The organism is Streptacidiphilus alkalitolerans (genome assembly GCF_042511045.1).
GTDB lineage: Bacteria > Actinomycetota > Actinomycetes > Streptomycetales > Streptomycetaceae > Streptacidiphilus > Streptacidiphilus alkalitolerans.
Genome location: NZ_JBHEZX010000006.1, coordinates 17,482 through 41,318 on the forward strand (window position 1 = coordinate 17,482; position 23,837 = coordinate 41,318).

General features: G+C 73.6%; 22 protein-coding genes. 7 read left to right on the top strand and 15 right to left on the bottom strand.

Going from position 1 to position 23,837, the window contains the following annotated elements:
* Nucleotides 1-196 precede the first annotated feature (196 nt).
* From ACEZDG_RS15170 to ACEZDG_RS15185, 4 genes are all read right to left on the bottom strand, one after another.
* The gene (locus tag ACEZDG_RS15170) at nt 197-406 is read right to left on the bottom strand and encodes a helix-turn-helix domain-containing protein (protein ID WP_030261033.1); all 210 of its coding nucleotides are present in this window, start codon (nt 404-406) and stop codon (nt 197-199) included.
* Between the two features lie 125 nt (nt 407-531).
* On the bottom strand, nt 532-1,392 hold the full coding sequence (locus ACEZDG_RS15175) for a phosphatase (protein WP_380508642.1): 861 nt from the start codon (nt 1,390-1,392) through the stop codon (nt 532-534).
* 73 nt (nt 1,393-1,465) lie between these two features.
* Nucleotides 1,466-2,644, bottom strand: coding sequence for an acetoin utilization protein AcuC (locus ACEZDG_RS15180; RefSeq protein ID WP_380508645.1), 1,179 nt, complete (start codon nt 2,642-2,644; stop codon nt 1,466-1,468).
* The gene (locus tag ACEZDG_RS15185) at nt 2,641-3,852 is read right to left on the bottom strand and encodes an MFS transporter (RefSeq protein WP_380508648.1); all 1,212 of its coding nucleotides are present in this window, start codon (nt 3,850-3,852) and stop codon (nt 2,641-2,643) included. The genes ACEZDG_RS15180 and ACEZDG_RS15185 overlap by 4 nt, the downstream gene beginning before the upstream one ends.
* A 174-nt stretch (nt 3,853-4,026) precedes the next feature.
* On the opposite strand from ACEZDG_RS15185, the gene ACEZDG_RS15190 reads away from it, so the two are divergent.
* Nucleotides 4,027-6,183: a peptidoglycan DD-metalloendopeptidase family protein gene (locus tag ACEZDG_RS15190; protein ID WP_380508651.1), complete on the top strand. Its 2,157-nt coding sequence runs from the start codon at nt 4,027-4,029 to the stop codon at nt 6,181-6,183.
* An 18-nt stretch (nt 6,184-6,201) separates the two neighbouring features.
* On the opposite strand, the gene ACEZDG_RS15195 is transcribed toward ACEZDG_RS15190, so the two are convergent.
* The 3 genes from ACEZDG_RS15195 to ACEZDG_RS15205 all read right to left on the bottom strand — a co-directional run bounded on the left by ACEZDG_RS15195 (nt 6,202) and on the right by ACEZDG_RS15205 (nt 8,718).
* Nucleotides 6,202-6,852: an HAD family hydrolase gene (locus tag ACEZDG_RS15195; protein WP_380508654.1), complete on the bottom strand. Its 651-nt coding sequence runs from the start codon at nt 6,850-6,852 to the stop codon at nt 6,202-6,204.
* Nucleotides 6,853-6,879: 27 nt separating this feature from the next.
* Nucleotides 6,880-7,689, bottom strand: coding sequence for a pyrroline-5-carboxylate reductase (gene proC / locus ACEZDG_RS15200; RefSeq protein WP_380508657.1), 810 nt, complete (start codon nt 7,687-7,689; stop codon nt 6,880-6,882).
* A gap of 102 nt (nt 7,690-7,791) precedes the next feature.
* Nucleotides 7,792-8,718 carry a proline dehydrogenase family protein gene (locus ACEZDG_RS15205; protein ID WP_380509795.1) on the bottom strand — a complete coding sequence of 309 codons (927 nt, stop codon included), beginning with the start codon at nt 8,716-8,718 and terminating at the stop codon, nt 7,792-7,794.
* Between the two features lie 110 nt (nt 8,719-8,828).
* Here ACEZDG_RS15205 and ACEZDG_RS15210 point away from each other — a divergent pair, with 110 nt between their 5' ends.
* Both ACEZDG_RS15210 and ACEZDG_RS15215 read left to right on the top strand, forming a co-directional pair.
* Nucleotides 8,829-9,284 (top strand): hypothetical protein, encoded by a 456-nt coding sequence (locus ACEZDG_RS15210; RefSeq protein ID WP_380508660.1) that lies wholly within the window; start codon nt 8,829-8,831, stop codon nt 9,282-9,284.
* Nucleotides 9,285-9,342: 58 nt separating this feature from the next.
* The gene (locus tag ACEZDG_RS15215) at nt 9,343-10,539 is read left to right on the top strand and encodes an SCO2583/SCO2584 N-terminal domain-containing protein (RefSeq protein WP_380508663.1); all 1,197 of its coding nucleotides are present in this window, start codon (nt 9,343-9,345) and stop codon (nt 10,537-10,539) included.
* Nucleotides 10,540-10,546: 7 nt separating this feature from the next.
* Here ACEZDG_RS15215 and ACEZDG_RS15220 read toward each other — a convergent pair whose 3' ends face one another.
* The 5 genes from ACEZDG_RS15220 to ACEZDG_RS15240 all read right to left on the bottom strand — a co-directional run bounded on the left by ACEZDG_RS15220 (nt 10,547) and on the right by ACEZDG_RS15240 (nt 15,896).
* Entirely contained in the window at nt 10,547-11,044 is a 498-nt protein-coding gene (locus ACEZDG_RS15220; protein ID WP_380508666.1) for a hypothetical protein, read from the bottom strand.
* 99 nt (nt 11,045-11,143) lie between these two features.
* The gene (gene ilvD, locus ACEZDG_RS15225; protein WP_380508669.1) at nt 11,144-12,988 is read right to left on the bottom strand and encodes a dihydroxy-acid dehydratase; all 1,845 of its coding nucleotides are present in this window, start codon (nt 12,986-12,988) and stop codon (nt 11,144-11,146) included.
* 102 nt (nt 12,989-13,090) lie between these two features.
* The gene (locus tag ACEZDG_RS15230; RefSeq protein ID WP_380508672.1) at nt 13,091-13,852 is read right to left on the bottom strand and encodes a class I SAM-dependent methyltransferase; all 762 of its coding nucleotides are present in this window, start codon (nt 13,850-13,852) and stop codon (nt 13,091-13,093) included.
* 32 nt (nt 13,853-13,884) lie between these two features.
* A complete protein-coding gene (locus ACEZDG_RS15235; RefSeq protein WP_380509797.1) occupies nt 13,885-14,700 on the bottom strand; it encodes a sugar phosphate isomerase/epimerase family protein in 816 nt (271 codons plus the stop codon).
* 260 nt (nt 14,701-14,960) lie between these two features.
* A complete protein-coding gene (locus ACEZDG_RS15240; RefSeq protein WP_380508675.1) occupies nt 14,961-15,896 on the bottom strand; it encodes a Ppx/GppA phosphatase family protein in 936 nt (311 codons plus the stop codon).
* Between the two features lie 111 nt (nt 15,897-16,007).
* Between ACEZDG_RS15240 and ACEZDG_RS15245 the strand changes: the two genes are divergently transcribed.
* Together ACEZDG_RS15245 and ACEZDG_RS15250 are read left to right on the top strand one after the other, a co-directional pair.
* The gene (locus ACEZDG_RS15245) at nt 16,008-16,817 is read left to right on the top strand and encodes an AIM24 family protein (protein WP_380508678.1); all 810 of its coding nucleotides are present in this window, start codon (nt 16,008-16,010) and stop codon (nt 16,815-16,817) included.
* A 136-nt stretch (nt 16,818-16,953) separates the two neighbouring features.
* Nucleotides 16,954-17,682, top strand: a complete 729-nt coding sequence (locus ACEZDG_RS15250; protein WP_380509800.1) for a hypothetical protein — start codon at nt 16,954-16,956, stop codon at nt 17,680-17,682.
* 7 nt (nt 17,683-17,689) lie between these two features.
* Here the strand turns inward: ACEZDG_RS15250 and ACEZDG_RS15255 are convergent, their stop codons facing one another.
* From ACEZDG_RS15255 to ACEZDG_RS15265, 3 genes are all read right to left on the bottom strand, one after another.
* Complete coding sequence (locus ACEZDG_RS15255) at nt 17,690-18,586, bottom strand: hypothetical protein (protein WP_380508681.1); 897 nt, start codon at nt 18,584-18,586, stop codon at nt 17,690-17,692.
* The gene (locus ACEZDG_RS15260; RefSeq protein WP_380508684.1) at nt 18,583-19,140 is read right to left on the bottom strand and encodes a SigE family RNA polymerase sigma factor; all 558 of its coding nucleotides are present in this window, start codon (nt 19,138-19,140) and stop codon (nt 18,583-18,585) included. The genes ACEZDG_RS15255 and ACEZDG_RS15260 overlap by 4 nt, the downstream gene beginning before the upstream one ends.
* A gap of 103 nt (nt 19,141-19,243) precedes the next feature.
* Nucleotides 19,244-20,992: a BACON domain-containing protein gene (locus ACEZDG_RS15265; RefSeq protein ID WP_380508687.1), complete on the bottom strand. Its 1,749-nt coding sequence runs from the start codon at nt 20,990-20,992 to the stop codon at nt 19,244-19,246.
* 108 nt (nt 20,993-21,100) lie between these two features.
* On the opposite strand from ACEZDG_RS15265, the gene radA reads away from it, so the two are divergent.
* Together radA and disA are read left to right on the top strand one after the other, a co-directional pair.
* Nucleotides 21,101-22,630, top strand: coding sequence for a DNA repair protein RadA (gene radA / locus ACEZDG_RS15270; RefSeq protein WP_380508690.1), 1,530 nt, complete (start codon nt 21,101-21,103; stop codon nt 22,628-22,630).
* A gap of 98 nt (nt 22,631-22,728) precedes the next feature.
* On the top strand, nt 22,729-23,835 hold the full coding sequence (disA, locus tag ACEZDG_RS15275) for a DNA integrity scanning diadenylate cyclase DisA (RefSeq protein WP_380508693.1): 1,107 nt from the start codon (nt 22,729-22,731) through the stop codon (nt 23,833-23,835).
* Nucleotides 23,836-23,837 lie beyond the last annotated feature (2 nt).

The window sequence follows — 23,837 nt, forward strand, 5'->3', positions numbered from 1 at the left end:
AAACCCGCAGGAGCGGGAGTCAGAGTCCAAACGACTGACGTAAGCCACCAGCGTACCCAACCCTGGCTCTGAGGAGTAATCCGCCCCCGAGGGACCCTGCCGGGCCCCGGACCGAAGCGGTCCGGCCGGGGATGGGACACCCCGGCCGGACCGTGTGTGGCGCTGCGCTTCTCGTCAGTCTGACTCCCTGTCCGACCTACGCGGTCTCCCGTCCCACGTAGGACTCGCGAAGATAGTCGTGGACCGCCTGCTCCGGAACCCGGAAGGAGCGGCCTACGCGGATCGCAGGCAGCTCACTGCTGTGCACCAGGCGGTACACCGTCATCTTCGACACTCGCATCACCGAGGCGACTTCCGCCACGGTGAGGAAGTTGACCTCGTTCAGAGGCCGCTCTCCAGACGCCATGACAACACCGACCCTTATCCGTGTGACGGGCACCGGCTTCCCCTCCGGTGACTCCAGCCAGCACACGCGTATACCCAGAGTAGGTGCGGGTGGTACTAGTGGGAAGAGGGGTGAGCGGTCGGAGATTACTGAGACATACCAGCCTGTTGCAGTACGTAGGCGCTCAGTAGTTCGTAGCAGTCCCGTCGCACGCCGTCGTCGAGCGGAACGGCCACCTCGACCTCGCCCTCGGCCTCGCCGACGAACACCGCGGGGTCGTTGCTGTCCGCGAGACCCACCGCGGGAACGCCCAGGCGGCCGGCCCCGCAGGCCCAGCCGTGGTCGCCGATGACCAGGTCAGGCAGGGCCTCACCGGCTTCGGCGAGGGCTGCCAGGGCTATCCTGACCGGCTGCGGGGAGTGGGTGTGGACCGGCTCGGACAGCGCCCCCAGCGCAGCCGCGACCTCCTCGGCGGAGGCCGTCCCGGCTGCGGGAGGTGCTCCTTCATACACCCTGACGACCCCCACCCGCTGGCGGAACTCCAAGGCGCAGTACTCCACCTCCTGGGCGTGGTGCATCGGGAAGTGACTTGGGTGCGCCGGAGTGAGAACAGCGCATCCGGCGGCGCGCAGCGCCTCGCCGAGCGCCGAGTGGAATCCGGCCAGGTGCTGCGGGTGGCCGGTGCCGAGCAGCACCGAGCCCCGGTTCGCCGCGGTCCTGGCCACCGCGAGGGCGACCCGGTCCAGGGCCTCGACGGTCAGCCGAGGGTCGATGGTGTCCTGGCCGTACCGGTGCTCGGGGTCGGGCGAGACCCCGCAGCGCCGCGCCATCAGCGCCAGCACGTCGGCGGCGGTCCACTCGCCCTCGGGGTCGAGCCCGAACAGGACGTCGGGATCGCGGCGGCCGAAGCGGGCGTACTTGCCGAGGTTGTTCTCCCGGGGGGTGGCGACCCGTCCGGCGATACGGTGCTCGACCAGATGGTCGTACAGCTCCTCTGCTTTGATCACCCGGTCAGTGTCCCAGCGCCGGAGCCCGGTTGAGTAGCCGTCAGGGAAACCCCCGGCGCACGGTCGGGCACGGTCAGGGCAGCAGCCCGTGGTGCGGGAACACCGCCTTGCGGGTGGCCAGCACCGCCTGGTCCAGCCGGTCGGCCGGGTCGTAGCCGGATTCGAAGTCCTTCCAGGCGGCCGACATGCCGTCGGTCATCCGCCGCGGCCCCTGCTGCCCGGTGCGGCGGTAGACCTCGGCCCGCCACTCCTCCGGGACCGCCGTCTCCGGGGCGATCGGGTGCCCGGCGGCGATGGCGACCAGGTGGGTCCAGGTCCGCGGGACCACGTCGGCCACCGCGTAACCGCCGCCGCCGAGGGCCAGCCAGCGTCCGGCGGCGTGCTCGTCGGCCAGCCCGGCCAGGGCGGCGGCCACCGCGCGCTGGGCGTCCAGGCTGACCGCGAGGTGCGCCAGCGGGTCCTCCAGGTGGGTGTCCGCCCCGTGCTGACTGACCAGCACCTGCGGACGGAAGGCCGCCAGCAGCGGCGGCACCACGGCGTGGAAGGCCCGCAGCCACCCGGCGTCCCCGGTGCCCGCCGGCAGCGGGAGGTTGACCGCGCCGCCCTCGGCGGACGGGCCGCCGATCTCCTCGGACCAGCCGGACTGCGGGAACAGGGTGCGCGGGTGCTCGTGCAGCGAGACGGTCAGCACCCGGGGGTCGTCCCAGAACGCCCGCTCCACCCCGTCCCCGTGGTGCACGTCCACGTCCACGTAGGCGACCCGCTCGGCGCCCAGTTCCAGCAGCCGGGCCACCGCGAGGGCGGCGTCGTTGTAGACGCAGAAGCCGGAGGCGCTGCCGGCCATGGCGTGGTGCAGCCCGCCGGCGAAGTTCACCGCCCGCCCGCCGCCGGTCCACACCGCGTCGGCGCCGGCCACCGACTGGCCCGCGATCAGCGCGGACGCCTCGTGCATGGCGGCGAAGGCGGGGTTGTCCTCGGTCCCCAGACCGTGCGCCGGGTCGGCGACCCCGGTCGCGGAGACCTCGCGCACGGCGCGCACGTACTCCGGGTCGTGCACCAGCGCCAGCGTGGAGTCCCCGGCCGCCGGGGCCGCCCGGACGGTGACCTCGGGCAGCCGGTCCAGCCCGAACGCCCGGACCAGCGACATGGTCAGCGCCAGCCGCACCGGGTCCATGGGGTGGCCCCGGCCGAAGTCGTAGCGGGTGACGGCCTCGTCCCAGAACAGGTCCAGCTGCTGCGGCTGCGGTGTCATACCGCCACGGTATCGGCCTTCGCCAGCGCCACCGCCGGAGCCCCGAAGGACTTGGCCACCAGCAGGATCAGCAGCACCAGCACCATCGGCACCAGCATCGCGATCCGGTAGCTCAGACCCCCCGCGAGCGCCCCCACCAGCGGGGACCCCACCAGGAAGCCCACGTAGTTGAAGATGTTCAGCCGGGCCACCGCGGCGTCCGACGCGCCCGGGAACAGCCGGCCGCCGGCCGCGAACACCTGCGGCACCACCACGCTGATCCCCAGGCCGACCAGGCCGAACGCCACCACCGCGGTCCAGTCGCCGGGCGCGACCGCGACCAGCAGGAAGCCCAGCGCGCAGACCGCCGTGCCCAGCTGCACGGTACGGACGCTGCCCCAGCGCTGGATCCGCCCGTCGCCGAACAGCCGGCCGAGCAGCATCACCACCATGTAGGCGTTGTACGGCAGCGTCGACATCTGGTCCGAGCTGTGCAGCCCGTCCTGGAGGTACTTGGCGCTCCAGTTGGAGACCGTGGCGTCGCCGATGTAGGCCACGCACATGGCCAGGCAGAGCGGCAGCAGCGGCTTCCAGGGGATCGAGCGGGCGGCGGCCTCGGCCGCCTCCTCCACCGCGTGGCCCAGCTCGGCCGGACCCGCGTAGTACACGCTGGCGACGATCACCACCGGGATCACCACCGCCGCGGTGGTCCCGAACAGCAGCAGCAGACCGAGGTGCCAGTGCGCCCCCGACCAGGCCAGCGAGGCGCCGATGATGCCGCCGAGGCTGTAGGCGGCGTAGAAGCCCTGCATGATGCTGCGGCCGTGGTTGCGGTGCTGCAGCGCCACCCCGGACATGGCCTGGCTCGCGTCCAGCCCGCCCACGCAGAGGCCGAAGGCCGCCATCGCGACCGCGGCCTGCCACTTCTGGTCGCCGGCCCCGACCCCGACCAGGGTCAGGCAGGTCAGCGGCTGCACGATGCGGAGCACCGCGCGCGGGGAGGTCCGCTTGACCACCCACTCCATCGAGATGCTGCCGACCCCGGCCAGGATCGGCACCGCCGCCAGAAAGATCGTCAGAACGCCGTCCGACATCCCGTACTGCTTCTGGATCGCCGGGATCCGGGTCACCAGCAGGGCGAACACCGTCCCCTGGGCCAGGTAGCTGACCAGCAGCGCCACCCGCGCCTGGCGCAACCGCGCCGGAACCTCCGCGACCCCTGCCGACATCTGCCGCACGCCCTTACTCACCAGTACTCGAACGATTGGCGCGAGCGTACGGACCTTTGCCCGCGCCGGGAAGCCCCTCCAGGGAAAAGATCGCAAGCCGCAACCCACGTCGCTCCCGCTCAGCGCACCGCTCGTTACTTACCGTGAGAGCACGACTGCAGACAGGAAGACCTTATGAGCCCGCGCGACCGACTCCTCTCACCGCTGCGCCGTTTCCCCTCGCAGGATGCCGTCACCCAGGCCCTCACCGCGGTGTTCGGCGCGGAGACGCTGGACCGGGCCGCGTTCAGCGAGGGGCTGCTCCGCAGTGTTCCGCTGGAGCGGCTGCAGGCGACCGTGGACGGCCTCCGCGAGCGCCACGGCGCGCTGCGGGGGGTGCGGCGGCGGCAGGAGCTGTACCAGCTCCAGTTCGCAACGGGCTCGGAGCTGGTCTGGGCCCAGGTGACCGACGACGGCCGGCTGACCACCCTGGTCACCGGGCCCGGCGCCCTCACCGCCCGCCAGAGCGGGGGGCTACCGCCCCAGTCCAGAACCGACCTCCCGGTCCTGGCCGCTGACGCAGTGGCGACCGCAGGGGCCGACGCGGACGCGGGGGCGGGGGCAGGGGTCGACGCGGGGGTGGGGGTGGCTCCGCAGCCGGGCTCCGCCCGGGCGCCGGAACCCGAGCACACACAGGGCTCAGCCGGGGCGGAGGTCGCCGCAACGGTGCCGGGCTCCGCCCAGGGGGCGGGCTCCGGCCTGGTGGGCTCGGCCCCGGTGGCGGGGTCCACGCCTGCGGCGGGCCGCGCGGCGGGGTCAGGGTCGGTGACGGTCCCGGGCGCCCCGCCCATGCCGAGTGTGCCTCCGACGCTGGGCACCGCCGCGAGGCGGGGCTCCGCCCAGGTAACGGGCTCCGCCCAGGTGCCGGGCTCTGCTCAGATGCCGGGCTCCGCCCACGCGCAGGGCACCGAGACGGTGCCGGGATCCACCCGCGCAGCGGGTGCCGCCGTGGTGCAGGGGCGCACCCCCGCGGTGGGCGCCGACGCAGTCTCGAGCACCGCTCCCGTGCAGGGGCGCACCCCCGCGGTGGGCGCCGACGCAGTCTCGAGCACCGCTCCCGTGCAGGGGCACACCCCCGCGGTGGGCGCCGACGCAGTCTCGGGCACAACAGGCCCCGGGCCGGGTGCCGCCACGGCGGCAGGCACCGCCCAGGTGGCTGGTACGGGCGGGGTCCGGGGCGCTGCCCCGGCGGTGGGTGCTGCCCCCGGGCCGGGCGCCCCCGCAGCGGCCGGCGCCGCCCCGGTGCATGGTGCGGGTGGGGTTCGGGGCGTCAGCTCCGTGCCTGGGCCTGCCCCCGCGCGGGGGGCGACCGCGCTGCGGGTGGCTTCTCCCAGCGCGACGGCGCTGACGCGGCTGACGCTCAGTTACCTCGCCGCTGCCGTGGCGACCGCGGTGATCCCCTACCTCACCGCGACCGCCACCGGCTGGCTCCTGCTGGTCGCCACCGCGCCCGCGCTGGCCTGGTACGCCCTGCGTACCGGCCCCACCCACGCGCTCCCCCCGTGGTTCCGCGCGCTCCCCCTCGCCGCCGTCGCCCTCGCCGTCCTGGCCGGGCTCCGGGCCCTGCCGGCCTTCGGTCCCGGCCTGCCCTGGACCATGCCGGGCATCCCCGAACTGCTGCTGTTCGCCGCCGGGACCGGCCTCGCCGGCTGGACCTGGCGGCGCACCCGCCCGATCCAGCCGTCGCCCAGCGCGCACCCGCTGGTCCTCGCCTCCCCGCTGCGCGGCGGCTGCTTCAGCTTCACCGAGGCGGGCGGCCCCGCGGTGAACCGCTACGCGCAGGACTCGCTGACCCCCGGCGCGAGCCGCCACCGCCGCTACGCCATGGACCTGGTCCAGCTCGGCGACGGGCCGCAGTGGCGCGGACGCCGCGCCCTCGGCCTGGCCCCGGCCGGCAACCAGCGTTATGCGATCTTCGGCCACCCGGTGCTCAGCCCCTGCGACGGCGTGGTGGTCGCCGCGGTGGACGGCCTGCCGGACCACGACCCCTACGCCCCCGCCGTGGACCACCCGGAGGGCAACCACGTCGCCATCGACACAGGCAGGGCCCTGGTGGTCCTGTCCTGGCTGCGCCAGGACAGCGTCCGGGTGCGCAGGGGCCAGCACCTCACCGTGGGCACCCCGGTCGGGGCGGTCGGCGACTCCGGCGACGGCAGCGAGCCCGCGCTGCACCTCCGCGCCGAGACCCGTACCTCGCAACCGACCCCCGGCAGCGGACTCGGCCTGCCGTTCCGGCTCAGCGGCCTCCGCGGCACCCCGCTCCGGGGACGCCGGCTCCGCCTCCCGGACTGAGGCCCTGCTGTCCGACCGTCAGATCCCCAGCAGCGCCGGGACCTCGGCCGGGTCCTGGTAGAGGCCGGTCGCCGCGGCGAGGCGTTCGCGCGGGGTGAGGGCCGTGTAGCCGTAGACGTCCATGCCGGCCGCGCGGGCGGCGGCCACGCCGAGCGGGCTGTCCTCCAGCACCACGCAGCGCTCGGGCGGCACGCCCATGGTCCTGGCGGCGTGCAGGAACAGGTCGGGCGCGGGCTTGCCCCTGGCCACGTCCTGGGCGCTGAACAGCTGCTCGTCGGTGAAGAAGCCGGAGAGCCCGCAGGTGCCGAGCGCCGCGCGGATCCACGCGTGGTGCGCCGAGGAGGCCACGCAGTAGCGCACCCCCGACTCCCGTACCTGCTTCAGCAGTTCCGCCGCCCCCGGCACCGCCGCGAGCTGCTCCCGGAACGCGGCGAAGACCCGGGCGTGGAAGTCCTCGTCGAAGCTGTCGTGCAGCCTCGCGCCGTCGTAGCGCTCGGCGATGGTGTCGTGGACGGTGTGCGCCGCCGCGCCCATGAAGTCGCGGTAGGAGTCCTCGACGGTGGTGGGGAAGCCCAGCTCGGTCAGGTAGTCGGCCAGCAGCCGGTTGGAGATCGGCTCGCTGTCCACCAGCACACCGTCATTGTCGAAGATCACCAGGTCGTAGCGCATGTCCCCACCCTAGGGTCTGCCCGGCCGCTACTTCCCGCCGGAGGCCAGCTCCTGGGAGCGGTTGCGGGCCGCCTCGAGCGCGGACAGCATCGCCGCCCTGACCCCGTGGTTCTCCAGCTCGCGGATCGCCGCGATGGTGGTCCCGGCCGGGGAGGTGACCGCCTCGCGCAGCTTCACCGGGTGCTCGCCGGAGTCCCGCAGCATCACCGACGCGCCCACCGCCGCCTGCACGATCATCTCGGCGGCGACCGCCCGCGGCAGCCCGAGCAGGATGCCGGCGTCGGTCATCGCCTCGACCAGGAAGAAGAAGTAGGCCGGTCCCGAGCCGGACAGCGCGGTGGCCGCGTCCTGCTGCGACTCGGGCACCCGCAGCGTCCTGCCGACCGGCTTGAAGATCTCCTCGGTGCGCAGCAGGTGCGCCTCCGTCGCGTGCGACCCGGCCGAGATGACGCTCATCGCCTCGTCGACCAGCACCGGGGTGTTGGTCATCACCCGGACCACCGGGGTCCCCGGCGCGAGCCGCTCCTCGAACCAGGCGGTGGGCACCCCGGCCGCGCCGGAGATCACCAGCCGGTCCGCCGACACATGCGGCGCCAGTTCCTCCAGCAGCGTGCCCATGTCCTGCGGCTTCACGGTGAGGATCAGGGTGTCGGCGGCCTTGGCCGCCTCCGCGTTGTCCACCGTCTCCACGCCGTAGCGCTCGCGCAGCTCGGCGGCCCGCTCCGGGCGGCGCGCGGTCACCAGGACCTCCGCCGGGGGCTTTCCGGCCCGCAGCAGCCCGGAGACCAGGGCCTCGCCGATCTTGCCGGTACCGAGGACGGCGACGCGTTGGGTCATGGGGTTCCTCCTGCGGGACGTGCGCGCGGTGCTGCTGCCGCTCATCCTCGCACCGGCGGCGGGAAAGCCGCTTCGCCCGTCCGACCTGCGGTCAACCCGCGGTCAGCCGTGGCCGAGGGCCCGCAGGAAGAAGCCCAGGTTCGCCGGGCGCTCCGCCAGCCGCCGCATGAAGTAGCCGTACCAGTCGCCGCCGTAGGGGACGTACACCCGCACCGTCTCGCCGGCGGCGGCCAGCCGCCGCTGCTCGTCCTCCCTGATGCCGTAGAGCATCTGGAACTCATAGCTGTCCTGCGGCCGTCCGGCCCGGACCGCCAGCGTTCCGGCGATCTCGATCAGCCGGGGGTCGTGGGTGGCGACCATGGGGTAGCCGTTGCCCTCCATCAGCAGCCGCAGGCAGCGGACGTAGGAGCGGTCCACCTCGCCCCGGCTTCGGAAGGCCGCCCAGCTGGGCTCCGCGTAGGCGCCCTTGACCAGCCGGACCCGCGACCCGGTGTGCACCAGCTCGCGGCAGTCGGCCTCGGTCCGGCGCAGACAGGACTGCAGCACCACGCCGACCCGGGGGAAGTCGGCGCGCAGCTCGGCGGCGGCGGCGAGGGTGTCGTCGGTGGCGGTGTGGTCCTCCATATCGAGGGTCACCGTGGTCCCGGCCGCCTCGGCGGCGGCGCACACCGCACGGGCCCGCTCCAGCGCGCGGCGGTGGCCGTCCGGCCGGAGCGCGGAGCCCAGCGCGGACAGCTTGACCGAGACCTCGGCCCGCCCGCCGATCCCCGCCGTCCCGAGGCGGGCCAGCAGCGCGGTGTACTCGTCCCTGACCGCGTCGGCCCGGGCCGGATCGGTGGTGTCCTCGCCCAGGTGGTCCACGGTGACGTGGAGCCCGCGGACGATCAGCTGGTCGACGGCCCGCACCGCGTCCTCCCGGGTTTCCCCGGCGATGAAGCGGCGCACCACCGCCCGGCCCATCGGCGCCGCCAGTACGGCCCTGCGAGCTGCGGAGCTGCGTGCGGCGGCGAGCAGGAGCTGACGGGTCACCATGGGCCCAGGTTACGACCTGGCCCGGGCCGGACAGTGATCCGCGGCGCCGCCAAAACTCAGGGTTGTCCCCTATGGCGTTCGGGTCCCCGAGGGCGCACCGTTGAGGCATGAGTAGCAGTGATGTCTCGTCCCGTGAATCCAGCCAGCTCGCCGTCGCCTCGGCCACGCACGGGCCCTGGCGCTCCGCGGGCGTGGTCGGCATCGTCGGCGGCGGTGCCACCCTCGGCCTTGAGCTGATCACCCTGCACTGGTCGCTCGGCATGCTCGCCTGGCCCGCCAGCGTCGGCCTGTTCCTGCTCTTCCTGGTCGGCGGGGTCGGCTCGGCGGTGGGCAAGGGCGGCGACCGCAGGCTGCGCCGCTGGGCGTCCGAGCACCCGTGGCAGACCGCGGCGGTCCCCGCCGTCGGCCTGTTCGTCACCAACACCGTCACCCAGTACCTGCTGAGCGGTGACGGCATCTTCTTCAGCATCTGGACCGGTCTGTGGCACGCGGCGATCCTCGGCGCCATCGTCGGCGTCGTCAGCTCGGTCGCGTCGACCCGCCGCAAGAACAGCGGCTACTGAGCCGCATTCTCATCAGATCCTTGCCCAGCGGATGTTTGGGCCTCGCCATACTGTTCGCGTGCCGACGCCCGAAGATCTTGAGCCCCCCGCCCCCGCCGACCCCTTCGAGGGGCTCGTCCTCGACGACGACTTCATCGAGAGCGCCCAGTACTCGGAGGGCTCGGCCAGGGCACGGGGGCTCGCGGCGAAGTGGAAGCGGGAGCCTCCGGGCGACACCTCCTTCCGTCCGGCCCCCGGCAGGCCCCGGCGGAAGTTCCCCTGGCAGCCCGTGCTGATGGTGTGTGTGGCCGCGGCGCTGGTCGCGGCCCTGCTGAACGCCAAGGGCATCCACAGCTGGGCGAGCCGCAAGCTCGACAACGGCGCCGCCGCCCCGGCTGCCGCGCCCTCGCTGGAGGCGCCGGAGACCGCACTGCCGACCGCGCCGCCCACCACGCCCGCGGTGACGGCCCTCGCCAGCGTCGCCCACCCCTTCGCCGGTTCGCCGGCCGAGACGTGGCCGGAGGGCGCCAAGGCGATCGTCGTGCCGAAGGCCCACACGGTGGGCTCCTACGACACCGCCGACGTCGCCGCGTACCTGCGGGCCACCAGGAGCCTGCTGATCGACAGCAACCTCGACCCCAAGGTGCTGGCCGGCGGCTACCCCTCGGCCGCGCTGGCGCTGGTCGACCCCCGGGAGACCAGCACCGTCGCCTCGCTGAAGAAGTCGCTGGCCCATTCCACGAAGGCGTGGGACGCGACCGACCTGTTCTCGCGCTTCAACCCGGACCAGGCGGTGATCGACGGGAGCGTGATCAAGGTCAAGGGCGAGATGACCTACCGGGGTGACGGCAGCGGCGGCCTGGCGATCCACGCCGACTACACCTTCGTCTACCCGCTGCGCCCGGGCCCGCATCCGGACGTGACCGTCCCCGGCAGCGCGCCGACCAGCGCCGCGCCCGCGAGCTGGCGGCTCGCCGGGGACGACACCGACGTGGCCCGGAGCATCGTGCGGCGGATCATCGACGTCGACATCCCCGACCCGGCGCACTTCGTGCACACCCGGGGCACCCTCTGGCTGCACAAGCTGGACCACTTCACCGGCAACACCGCCTGCGGCCTGGCCAACGGCTGGATCAACCCGCAGTTCCCCGACGCCGCCGACCCGGGCGACGGCGGCGAGCCGTCGGCGAGCGGCCCCGCGATCGACCCCTACGACCGCAGCAAGCTGCCGGAGATGGGGGCCCCCGGCACCTGCGCGCCGACCTCCCGCACCTGACGGGAGGTCAGCGCCGCCTGCGCCGCGCGCCGGTGCCCGTGGCGACGGGGGTGCGGCGGCGGGCGTGGGCGGCGACGGCGAGTTCGTAGCGGGCCCGCTTCTCGCCCTCGCCCGGGGCCTCCAGCAGGCTCCGCAGGAAGTACGCGACCAGCACGCCGACACAGCCGATCACCAGCATCGGGGCGACCGACCTGTCGTCCGCCATCCAGCCGGTGAGCGCGGACCGGCCCCGGCTGAGCAGGTTCCAGGTGCGGATCGCGGCGACGCAGGTGCAGACCGCGACGGCGACCACCAGCAGGGTGTCGACCAGCGCACCGGCGGCGGAGATGAACACCCCCTGCACGCCCAGCCGCATCAGCACCGCGCCGAGGGCCGCCGCCAGCAGCGCGCCGAGGCCCACGCCGACCCGCCGCAGCCAGTAGCCGGTGCCGCGGTCGACCCAGCCGGTGCCGAAGAAGCGGACGGGTTCCGGCTCGGGCGCGGGGCGTTCTGCTCTCTCGGACACGGGTCGATTGTGCGACGGCGGGCCGCCGGTCAGGTGGTATCCGACCGGCGGCCCGCCGCAACGACAACTCGCTCGGCCCAGTGCTGGGCCCGCCCGCGCTCAGCCCAGCCGGGAGACGTCCCGGACCGCGCCCTTGTCGGCGCTGGTCGCCATCGCCGCGTAGGCCCGCAGCGCGGCCGAGATCTTGCGCTCCCGGTTCTTCGGGCGGTAGCCGTGCCCGGCCTCGACCACGGCCCGGCGGGCGGCCAGCTCCTCGTCGGAGACCTCCAGCCGGATCGAGCGGCCGGGGATGTCGATGGTGACCAGGTCGCCGTCCTCGACCAGCGCGATCGCGCCGCCGGAGGCCGCCTCGGGCGAGGCGTGGCCGATGGAGAGGCCCGAGGTGCCGCCGGAGAAGCGGCCGTCGGTGATCAGCGCGCAGGCCTTGCCCAGGCCGCGGCCCTTGAGGTACGAGGTCGGGTAGAGCATCTCCTGCATGCCGGGGCCGCCCTTGGGGCCCTCGTAGCGGATGACGACGACGTCGCCCTCCTTGATCCGCTTGGTGAGGATCGCCTCGACCGCGTCCTCCTGCGACTCGACCACCACGGCCGGGCCCTGGAAGGTCCACAGCGACTCGTCCACGCCGGCCGTCTTCACCACGCAGCCGTCCACGGCCAGGTTGCCGTAGAGGATGGCCAGGCCGCCCTCCTTGGAGTAGGCGTGCTCGACGTCGCGGATGCAGCCGCCGGCCGCGTCGGTGTCCAGCGTGTCCCAGCGCTCGGACTGCGAGAAGGCGCTGGCGGAGCGGACGCAGCCGGGCGCGGCGTGGAACAGCTCGACCGCCTCGGCGGACGGGGAGCCGCCGCGGATGTCCCAGTTCTTCAGCCAGTCCGCCATCGACGGGCTGTGCACGGTGTGCACGTCCTCGTTCAGCAGCCCGCCCCGGTAGAGCTCGCCGAGGATGGCCGGGATGCCGCCCGCGCGGTGCACGTCCTCCATGTAGTACGAACCGTTGGGGGCGACCTTGGACAGGCAGGGCAGCCGACGCGACAGCGCGTCGATGTCCGCCATGTCGAAGTCCAGCTCGGCCTCCTGGGCGGCGGCGAGCAGGTGCAGGATGGTGTTGGTGGAGCCGCCCATCGCGATGTCCAGCGCGACGGCGTTCTCGAACGCGGCGCGGGTGGCGATGTTGCGCGGCAGCACGCTGTCGTCGTTCTGGCCGTAGTGCCGGTTGGTGATCTCGACGATGGTGCGTCCGGCGTCCTGGTACAGCGCCTTGCGGGCGGTGTGGGTGGCCAGCACCGAGCCGTTGCCGGGCAGCGCCAGGCCGATCGCCTCGGCCAGGCAGTTCATCGAGTTCGCGGTGAACATGCCGGAACAGGACCCACAGGTCGGACAGGCGTTCTCCTCGATCCGGGCGATGTCCTCGTCCGAGACGTTCTCGTTGACCGCGTCCGAGATCGCGTTGACCAGGTCCAGCTTGCGGACGGTGCCGTCGACCAGGGTGGCCTTGCCGGCCTCCATCGGGCCGCCGGAGACGAAGACCACCGGGATGTTCAGCCGCAGCGCCGCCATCAGCATGCCGGGGGTGATCTTGTCGCAGTTGGAGATGCAGACCAGCGCGTCCGCGCAGTGCGCCTCGACCATGTACTCGACCGAGTCGGCGATCAGGTCCCGGGAGGGCAGCGAGTACAGCATGCCGGCGTGGCCCATGGCGATGCCGTCGTCCACCGCGATGGTGTTGAACTCGCGCGGGATGCCGCCGGCGGCCTGGATCGCCTCGGACACGATCCGGCCGACCGGCTGGAGGTGGGTGTGCCCCGGCACGAACTCGGTGAAGCTGTTCGCGACGGCGATGATCGGCTTGCCGAAGTCCTCACGGGCTACGCCCGCGGCCCGGAGCAGGGCGCGCGCACCAGCCATGTTGCGACCGTGGGTGACCGTACGAGACCTCAGCTGGGGCACAATCCTCAACTCCTTCGTCGTTGACCATCGAGCCTACGCCGAGGTCTTGCGCCGTGGACAAGCCGTCCGAAATACGGTACGGCGGGTGCCGCGCGGTGCGGGCTACGCGTTGAAGCCGACGGTCAGGTGGAGGTTGAAATCGTCGACGACGACGCCGTCCGGGAAGACCGCGAGCAGGGCCTCGCGCTCCGCGGCCAGCAGCTCCGCGCGGCGCGCGGGGTCGAGGACCGCGACATAGGAGCGGGAGAGCAGGTCGGCCAGCGCGGTGTCCACCGAAATGCTGCGGCTCCAGTGCAGCAGGGCCTGGCCGGTGCGCATCCCGAGCCGTTCCAGGGTCGGTACGGCCGTGTAGGTCGCCGAGTCGCCGTGGTACTGCGGGCAGGCGGCGATCATCCGCTGCCGCTGCTCCAGCGGCCAGCCCCGGCTGCGGTCCTTGATGTTCCACCACAGGGCGAGCGCCCCGTCCGGGCGCAGCACCCGGCGGGCCTCCGGCACGGACTGCTCCGGGGTGGTCCAGTGGAACGCCTGGGCGTAGCTGACCAGGTCGGCCGAACCGTCCGGGAACGGCAGCGCGTGGCCGTCCGCGCTCACCAGCGGGATGTCCGGGCTGTTCGCCCGGAACTGCGCGGCCATGCCGGGGGTGGGCTCCACGGCGACGACGTCGGCCCCGCGGTCGCGCAGCAGCCGGGTGGAGATGCCGGTCCCGGCGCCGACGTCGAGCACCCGGGCGCCCTTCAGCGGACGCCCCGTCAGCTCCTCGATCGCGTCGAACAGGGCCTGCGGGTAGCTGGGCCGGGCCGCCTGGTAGTCGGCGGCGACGGCCCCGAAGGAACTGGAGAGATCGGAACCGTGCAGTGAGGTCATCAGTGTGCGTCCCTACCGTCTGGACCTTCAGATCATCTTTTCATCGACCCTAACCGGGCCGCGCTGGCCAGGTGCAGCCGGGTGAAGGCCAGCGCCTCGGCCAGGTCGGCCTCGCGTTCGACGGGGCCAGGGGAGCGGCGGGTGTTGACCTCCAGCACCACATGGCCGTCGAAGCCGGTGCGGGCCAGCCGGTCCAGCAGCTCGGCGCAGGGCTGGTTGCCGCGGCCGGGGATCAGGTGCTCGTCCTTCGCGGAGCCGGAGCCGTCGGCGAGGTGGACGTGGGCGAGCCGGTCGCCCATCCGGTCGACCATCGCCAGCGCGTCGGTGCGGGAGGTGGAGACATGGGAGAGGTCCACGGTGAAGTGCCGGTAGTCCTCGGTGGTGGGGTCCCAGTCCGGCGCGTACGCGGCGACCTCGCGGTCGCGGTAGCGCCAGGGGTACATGTTCTCGACCGCGAAGCGGACGTCCGTCTCCCCGGCCATCTGCCAGATCCCCTGGACGAAGTCCCGCGCGTACTGCCGCTGCCAGCGGAACGGCGGGTGCACCACCACCGCGGACGCGCCCAGCTTCTCCGCCGCCGTGCGGGCCCGGACCAGCTTGGTCCACGGGTCGGTGCCCCAGACCCGCTGGGTGATCAGCAGGCAGGGCGCGTGCACCGCGAGGATCGGCACGCCGTGGTAGTCGGAGAGCCGGCGCAGCGCGTCCAGGTCCTGGCTGACCGGGTCGGTCCACACCATCACCTCGACCCCGTCGTAGCCGAGCCGCCCGGCGATCTCGAAGGCGGCGGCGGTGTTCTCCGGGTAGACCGAGGCGGTGGAGAGGGCCACCTTGGCGTCCGGCACCAGCAGCGGCAGGCCGGCCCGGGCCGCGGACGGCGGGACGGCCGGGGTGCGCGGCTGCGCCAGCAGCCGGGGCGTGGGGGCGGCGGACTTCTTCGCCGCCTGCTTCTTCGCCGCGCCCTTCTTGACCGCGCCCTTCTTGGCCCCGGTCTTCTTCGCCGCACCCTTCTTCCCCGGGCCTGCCCTCTTCGCGGCACCGGTGCTGGAATTCGGATGTTCGTCCGTTGGATCCGCCACAGAACACAGCGTATGCGCGTCGGCTCCCGGAGCTAGTGCTCGGCCTCCATCTGGTCCAGGCGGCGCAGGATCAGGCCCTCGCGCAGCGCCCAGGGGCAGATGTCCAGGGAGTCCACGCCGAACAGGTCCATCGCCCCGTCCGCCACCAGCGCGCCCGCGAGCAGCTGCCGGGCCCGTCCGGGCGAGACGCCCGGCAGCAGGGCGCGCTGCTGGGTGGTCATCGCCGCCAGCCTGGGCATCCAGGCGGCCAGCGAACCCCGGGTCAGTTTCCGTGGCAGGTACGGGCCGTCGGCCTCGCGCGCGGCACCGGTTATCCGGGCCAGCTGCTTGAAGGTCTTGGAGGTGCCGACCACCCGGTCCGGCGTGCCCAGCCGCGACACCTCGGCGACGGTGCGGGCGATCTCTGCCCGGACGTGGCGGCGCAGCCGGCGGACGTCCTCCGGGTCGGGCGGGTCGCCGGGCAGCCAGGCCGCAGTGAGCCGACCCGCGCCCAGCGGCAGCGAGACCGCGGAGTCGGGCTGCTCGTCCAGGCCGCAGGCGATCTCCAGCGAGCCCCCGCCGATGTCCAGCAGCAGCAGCCGTCCGGCCGACCAGCCGTACCAGCGGCGGGCGGCCAGGAAGGTGAGCCGGGCCTCGTCGCCGCCGGACAGCACCCGCAGGCCGACCTCGGTCTCCCGCTGGACCCGCTTCAGCACCTCCTCGCCGTTGGCGGCCTCGCGGACCGCGGAGGTGGCGAAGGGCAGCACCTCTTCGACGCCCTTGTCCTCGGCGACCCGCATCGAGGAGGCGACCATCTCGACCAGCTGTTCCACGCCCTCGTCGCTGATCGCGCCGTCGGCGTCCAGCAGCTCGGCCAGCCGCAGTTCGATCTTGTGCGAGTACGCGGGCACCGGGGCAGCACCGGGGTGCGCGTCCACCACCAGGAAGTGGACGGTGTTGGATCCCACGTCGAGTACTCCGAGTCGCATAAACGGTCACGGTACGCGAGCGCGCCGGACCGATCACCTCGGTACCGGAACCGGAAGGGGCAGCGGACTCGTTAGCGGTGGGTAGTGCTCTGTCTCCGGAGGGGAAACACCGTGGCCCTGCAACTCCAGATCGTCGGCAACGCCATGCAGATGGCCGTGGTCCAGCTCCAGCCGGGGCAGACCGTCTACTGCGAGGCGGGCAAGTTCCTGTTCAAGACCGTGAACGTGAGCATGGACACCCGGATCTCCGGCCCCAACAACAACCAGCAGGGCGGCGGGGGCGGCGGCGGCATGGGCGGGATGCTGCGCCAGGCCATGGGCACGGCGATGCAGGCCGGACAGCGGATGCTGGCCGGCGAGAGCATCGCGTTCCAGTACTTCACCGCCCAGGGCAGTGAGGGCACGCTCGGCTTCGCCGGGACCCTGCCGGGCGAGATGCGGGCCCTGGAGATCACTCCGGGCCGGGCCTGGATGGCCGAGAAGGACGCCTTCGTGGCCGCCGAGAGCGGGGTGAACTTCGGCATCGCCTTCTCCGGGCTGCGCAGCGGCATGGCCGGCGGCGAGGGCTTCATCCTGGAGAAGTTCACCGGCCAGGGCACCGTGATCATCGCCGGCGCCGGCAACTTCATCGACCTGGACCTGGCCGAGTTCGGCGGCAAGCTGCAGGTCGACACCGGCTGCATCGTCGCCTTCGAGGAGACCGTCAGGTACGGGGTCGAGCGGGTCGGCCGGATGAACCGGCAGGGCGTGATGAACGCCGTCTTCGGCGGCGAGGGCCTGTCGCTGGCGACGCTGGAGGGCCAGGGCAAGGTGATCCTGCAGTCGATGACGCTGGAGGGCCTCGCCAACGCCCTGCGCAAGGCCCAGGGCGGCGACAAGGAGGGCGTGACCGGCGGCCTGTTCGGGACCAGGGTCCAGTAGGCGCCTGCCGCGTCCGCCCCGCCGCAGGCCATAGGCTTGCGGTGTGCCAGCCGTAGATGTGACGCTCACCGATCGCAAGGCAGTCGAGAAGGCTGCGAAGAAGGCCGCCGCGGCTGCCCGCAAGCGCGAGGTCCCGCTGGACTTCGCCCGGGCCTGGGTCGAGTTCGCCGACCCGGAGGATCCTGAGCAGGTCTTCCGCTGCGACCTGACCTGGCTCACCTCCCGGTGGACCTGCGTCTTCGGCCGCGGCTGCCACGGCATCCGCCCGGGCCGCGCCAGCGACGGCTGCTGCACCCTCGGCGCGCACTGGTCGGACGAGGACGACCAGCAGCGGGTGCTCGGCCACGCCGCCAGGCTCACCCCGGAGACCTGGCAGTTCCACAAGCAGGGCACCGGCCCCAAGGGCATCAGCGAGCCCGACGAGGACGGCGACCAGCGCACCCGCCGGGTCGACGGCGCCTGCATCTTCCTGAACCGCCCCGGCTTCCCCGGCGGCGAGGGCTGCTCGCTGCACACCCTGGCCCTGGCCGAGGGCAAGGAGCCGCTGGAGACCAAGCCCGACGTCTGCTGGCAGCTCCCGGTCCGCCGCACCTACGACTGGATCGACCGCCCGGACGACACCCGCTACCTCCAGGTCACCATCGGCGAGTACGACCGCAGGGGCTGGGGTCCCGGCGGCCACGACCTGCAGTGGTGGTGCACCGGCAGCCCGGACGCCCATGTCGGGGCCGAGCCGGTGTACGTCAGCTACCGCCCGGAGCTGGTGGAGCTGATGGGCGCGGGCGGCTACGCCCTGCTGGCCGGGATGTGCGAGCGGCGGCTCGCCGGGGACGGCGCCCCGGTGGCACCGCACCCGGCGGACTGACCGGCCGTCACTTCGGGCAGGTCACCGAGAACACCTGCCCGGGGCCCTTGTTGGGGTCGATGCCGACGTCGATCGGCCCGTAGCCGTCCAGCCGCAGCTTCCAGCCCTCGACCAGGGTCCCGGAGCCGGGGTCGTCGGCGTACCAGGTCCTGGCCGGGTTCCGGCCGCAGGTCGCCGAGGGGACCTTGGGGCCGATCATGCCCTTGGCCGGCTGCGCCCCGGACACCAGCTTTCCGTAGACCCCGGTCAGCACCGGGTCCCCGTACTGCCGGCCGGCGTCGACGCAGGTCACACCGGTCAGCTTGGTGCTCTCGGGGTCGTAGCCGAACTGCGGCATCCGGCTCAGCTGGTGGGTGCCCTTGAAGAGCAGCAGGTCGGCGCCGCCGCCCAGTGCGCCGTTGGCGACCTGACCGCAGGTCACCCCGAGACCGCCGTTGCCCCAGGCCTTGGTGAAGGCGGCCGGGCTGGTGAACCGCGCGGCGACGGCGTCCAGCTTCACCTGGCCGCGGGTGGCCGGGTTCTCGTACATCTCGGCGGCGACGGTGACCGTACGGAGGGCGTCCATCTGCGCGGTCATCGGATCGATGTTGGCGGCCCCGGGCGGAACCGTGGACGGGGTCGCCGAGGCGCTCGGGCTCGGGGCGTGGCTCGCCGCCGAAACCGAGGGGCTCGCGGGCGGGAGCGGCGTGGGGCTGTCCCCGCCGGTCGCCAGGGCCACCCCGGTGCCCACCGCCGCCACCGCGACGACCGCCGCGGCCAGCGCCCACAGCTGCGGACGGCGACGACGCCGCGCGGCGATCAGCGCGGCCGGGTCGTAGGCCGGGACCGGGGTGCTGTCGGTGAAGTCGTTCATGGCTGCGACCAACTCGCTCTCGATGTCCTGGTCCTCGCTGAACCTGCTCACTGGGCGCCTCCTTGCTCGTACTCGTGCGCGCACCTGGTGCCGGTGCCCTCGTCGGCGGGGACCACCTCGCGCAGCTTGGCCAGCCCTCGGGAGGCCTGGGAGCGCACGGTGGAGGCGGAGACCTGCATCAGGTCCGCGATGCCCTCGTCGGAGAGGTCGTCGAAGTAGCGCAGCACCAGCACCGTCCGCATCTTCAAGGGCAGGGTGTGCAGCACCCGGATCAGCTCGTCCCGCAGCACCACCTGCCGGTACGGATCCCCGGTGGACGCCTGCGCCTCGGTGTTGGTGTCGCTGTCCAGCAGCGGCACCTCGCTGCGTCCGCGGCGGCGGCGCCAGCGGTCGTTGGCCAGGTTGACCAGGATCCGGCGCGCGTACGCGTCCGGGGAGTCGGCCCTGCGGACCCGGCCCCACTGCTGCCAGACCCGTTCCAGCGTGGACTGCACCAGATCGTCCGCCGGATCCCGACCGCCTGTCAGCAGTAGCGCGGTCCGGAACAGTGACGGCGATCTGGACTGTACGAACTCGGCGAACGCCGCTTCGTCAGCGACCCGCATCGCTTCCTCCCCCTGTGCCCCGTTGTTCTTGCACCAGGACAGACGGAGCGAAGGGCCGGACTGCTGCACCGGGCGGACACCCGTTATCCGACCGTGATGCGGGTCAGCGGGCCGACGGCCCCCGGTGCCGGCCCCGGGGCGCGGGTACGGACCCGGTCGGGTCGGGCGTGGCGGAGGTGGAGGCGGACGTGGAGGCGGTCGGGGTCGGGGGCGGGGTCTGAGTCGGCGTCACCGTCGGGTCCGGGGTGGGCGTCGGGGTGGGCGTGGGCCCCTGCGACGCCGGCGGAGCCGGGGTGCCGGTCGAGGACGAGGGCGCGGGGGACGGCGGCGGCATCCCGCGCCGGCCCCCGTCCCGGCCCGGACCGTGCAGGACGACCACCGAGCCGGAGGGGGCGACCGCCACCTGCGCCGTCCACGGGCCCTCGGGCAGGGCCGCCTGATCGATGGTCACCAGCAGGGTGAACCGCTGCCCCGGCTGCAGCGTCCCGCTGTCCCGGCTCAGCCGCAGCCAGTCGGCGGTACCGGCCGCCCGCCAGGACACGGCCGCGGTACCGCTGTTGACCAGGGTGACCACGGTACGGCCGCCCTGCTCGCTCGCGGTGACGGTGAGCGTTGCCGGTGCGGCGGCGGCAGATCCGGCGCCGGGATCCCCGGTGACCGCGGACGGCGGCGGCACCGCCGGGGCCGGGGCCGGCGCCGGAGCCGCCGCGCCGGGCGCCGGAGCCTGCAGCGAGGGCGTCGCCGACCGGGCCCCGCCGTCCGTCGGCGCCGGGTCGAGCACCGGGGTCGCCGAGTCCACCCGCACCGAGGACACCGGATCCTCCGCCGGGGCCGAGCCCTGGTGGCTCACCCACAGCGCCATCACCGGCGCGGCCACCACCAGCGCGATCACCGTGCTCGCCACCGCACGCTGCCGCAGCATGGTCGCCCGCACCGCCCGGGCCGTCCGGTGCACCGGGAAGCCGCGGCGGTCGAACCGCGGATCCCGGTTCTCCTCCCGGCCCTCGCCCCTGCCCTCGCCACGACCCGCGCCGAGCGCGGCGAAGAAGCCCTCGCCGGCCGGCGCCCTGCGGGCCTCCGGCGGCGCGGTGACCAGGGCCGGCGACCCGGGCGCCCGCAGCGTCCCGGGCCAGGGGCCCTGTGCGGCCGCGCGCTCCGCCGTGCCGCGGCAGGTGGGGCAGGCGTCGACATGGCGGACCAGCTCGCCGCGCAGGGCCGTGCCCAGCACCGGGCCCCGGCCCCGGCCGATCCGGCCCAACTCGGGGCAGGCCTCGGCGGACAGCACCGCCAGCGCCGCCGCCGTCCGCTCCAGCTCGCAGACCGCCTGCGCCAGCAGCGCCCCGGCCTGCTCGGTCCGCAGGTCGAGGACGGCGCCCAGCTCCGCGGGCCGCAGGCCGTGCCGGCCGGCCAGCTCCAGCGCCTCCCGCTGGACCGGGGTGACCCCGGCGGCCTCGGGCCAGCCGAGCACGGCGAGGCGGCCGTGCTCGGCGCTGTGCCGCCCGGCCGGGCGCGGCGGCGTGCCGACCGGGTCCGCCTCCTCCATCCGGACCAGGCAGACATGCCGGGCCAGCGCGTACAGCCAGGCACGCAGCAGCTCGGGACGGCGCAGCCGGCGCCGGTGCCGCACCGACAACTGCCGCACCTCGCGGACCGCGGCCACCGCCTCGGCCTGGTCGCAGAGCACCGACAGGCAGTAGGTGAACAGGCCGTCGCCGAGCCGGTCCCAGGCCTCGTCCAGGGCGCGCGCGCCGGTCGCCCGCCCGGCGCCGACCCGCGCGCCGCCCGGGCCGACCGGGGGCGGCGGCGCCGGGGGCAGCGGGGCAGAGGCTGTGGCCTGCAGGTCTGTGGTCACACCACCGACGTTAGGGCCGGAAGGCCGTACGTAGGGGAACTTGCCGTGCGGATACTCCTAACGGGTGACTGATCAGCCTTGTCGGCGGTCGGCTGTAGCGTTCACCGCATGGCAGCCCGAACCAGCTCCAAGCCCGCCCGCTCCTCGTACCGGTGCACCGAGTGCGGCTTCACGCCGCCCAAGTGGACCGGCCGGTGCACCGAGTGCAACGCCTGGGGCACCGTCGAGGAGACCGGCGCGGTCCCGGTCCGCACCACCGCGGCCGGTCCGGTGACCAGCGCCGCGGTCCCGATCGGACAGGTCGACGCGCGGGTGGCCGCCTCCCGTCCGACCAATATCGGTGAGCTGGACCGGGTGCTCGGCGGGGGCCTGGTCCCGGGCGCGGTCGCGCTGCTCGCGGGCGAGCCCGGGGTCGGCAAGTCGACCCTGCTGCTGGACGTCGCCGCCAAGGCCGCCAGCGAGCAGCACCGCACCCTCTACATCACCGGCGAGGAGTCGGCGAGCCAGGTCCGGCTGCGGGCGGACCGGATCGGCGCGCTCTCCCCGCACCTCTACCTCGCGGCCGAGACCGACCTCGGGGCGGTGCTCGGCCACATCGAGCAGGTCCAGCCCTCGCTGCTGATCCTGGACTCGGTGCAGACCATCGCCTCGGCCCAGTTGGAGAGCGCGCCCGGCGGCCCGGCCCAGATCCGCGAGGTGACCGCGGCGCTGATCCGGGTGTCCAAGTCCCGGGCGATGTCCACCCTGCTGGTGGGCCATGTCACCAAGGACGGCTCGATCGCGGGCCCGCGGCTGCTGGAGCACCTGGTGGACGTGGTGCTGCACTTCGAGGGCGACCGGCACGCCCGGCTGCGGATCATCCGCGGCGTCAAGAACCGCTACGGGGCGACCGACGAGGTCGGCTGCTTCGAGCTGCACGACAAGGGGATCAGCGGGGTGGCCGACCCGTCCGGCCTGTTCCTGACGAAACGTGACAAGCCGGTGCCGGGAACCTGTCTGACCGTCACCCTGGAGGGCCGCCGTCCGCTGGTCGCCGAGGTGCAGGCACTGATGGTGGACTCGCAGATCCCCTCCCCCCGGCGGACCACCTCGGGCCTGGAGTCGCCGCGGATCGCCATGGTGCTGGCCGTGGTGGAGCGGCACGGCGGGGTCCGGCTCGGCAAGCTGGACATCTACACCGCCACCGTCGGCGGGGTGAAGCTCACCGAACCGGCCGCCGACCTGGCCATCGCGCTGTCGGTGGCCAGTTCCGCCGCCGACACGCCGCTGCCGCCGAACATGGTGGCGATCGGCGAGGTCGGCCTGGCCGGCGAGGTCCGCCGGGTCACCGGGGTGGAGCGGCGGCTGGCCGAAGTGGCCCGGCTCGGCTTCACCCACGCCCTGGTTCCCCCGGATCCCGGAAAGATCCCAGCCGGAATGCGGGTGACCGAGGTGGCGAATATCAGCGAGGCGCTGGCCGCGATCCCCGGGCGTGGCAGCCGTCCCCGCAACAGTCGGCGCAATGCCGCCGGGGCGGACGACCGCGCAGGTCAGAGCCCAGTCCAGGCCCGTTCCAACGGCGTTGGCTCGCCGCTGTCGACGGTACCGGCGGACGGCCTGGAGCTGATGGACGGATGGGACCCGGTCGACCCGGACTAGCGCTTCGAGGGGTTCCCCGTCAATAACCGGACACAGGCTGCCGCGCCCGACGGTAAACTCACGACGGTATACCGCACCCCCACCGGAGGAGTCGTCCCGTGGCAGCCAACGACCGGGCGGATCGCTCCTCCCGCGAGGAGGCCCTGATGCGGGCCTCGCTCAGCGCCGTAGCCCCCGGCACCCCACTGCGCGACGGCCTGGAGCGCGTCCTGCGCGGCCGTACCGGCGGCCTGATCGTCGTCGGGTTCGACAAGACCGTGGAGTCGCTCAGCACCGGCGGCTTCGTCCTCGACGTCGAGTTCTCGGCGACCCGGCTGCGCGAGCTGTGCAAGCTCGACGGCGCCGTGGTCATCGACAAGGACATCACCAGGATCGTCAGGGCCGGGGTCCAGTTGGTCCCGGACGCCTCCATCCCCACCGAGGAGACCGGCACCCGGCACCGCACCGCCGAGCGGGTCAACAAGCAGACCGGCTTCCCGGTGGTCTCGGTCAGCCAGTCGATGCGGCTGATCGCCCTGTACGTCAACGGGGTGCGCCGGGTGATCGAGGACTCCGCCGCGATCCTCTCCCGCGCCAACCAGGCGCTGGCCACCCTGGAGCGCTACAAGCTCCGGCTTGACGAGGTGGCCGGCACCCTCTCCGCGCTGGAGATCGAGGATCTGGTGACGGTCCGTGATGTCACCGCCGTGGCCCAGCGGCTGGAGATGGTCCGGCTGATCAACCGGGAGATCGCCGGTTATGTGATCGAGCTGGGCACCGACGGCCGGCTGCTGTCGCTCCAACTGGACGAGCTGATCGCCGGGGTCGAGCCGGAACGCGAACTGGTCGCCCGCGACTACTTCCCGGAGCGCGCCGCCAAGCGCGGACGCTCGGTCCAGGACGTCCTGGCGGACCTGGAGGGGCTGACCCACAGCGATCTGCTGGACCTGCAGACGGTCGCCAAGGCGCTGGGCTTCCCCGGCACCCCGGAGGCGCTGGACTCGGCCGTCAGCCCGCACGGCTACCGGCTGCTGGCGAAGATCCCGCGGCTGCCCAACACCGTCATCGAGCGCCTGGTCGAGCACTTCGGCAGCCTGCAGAAGCTGCTCTCCGCCAGCATCGACGAACTGCAGGCCGTCGAGGGCGTCGGCGAGTCGCGGGCCCGCTCGGTGCGCGAGGGGCTGTCGCGGCTCGCCGAGTCCTCCATCCTCGAGCGCTACGTCTGAGC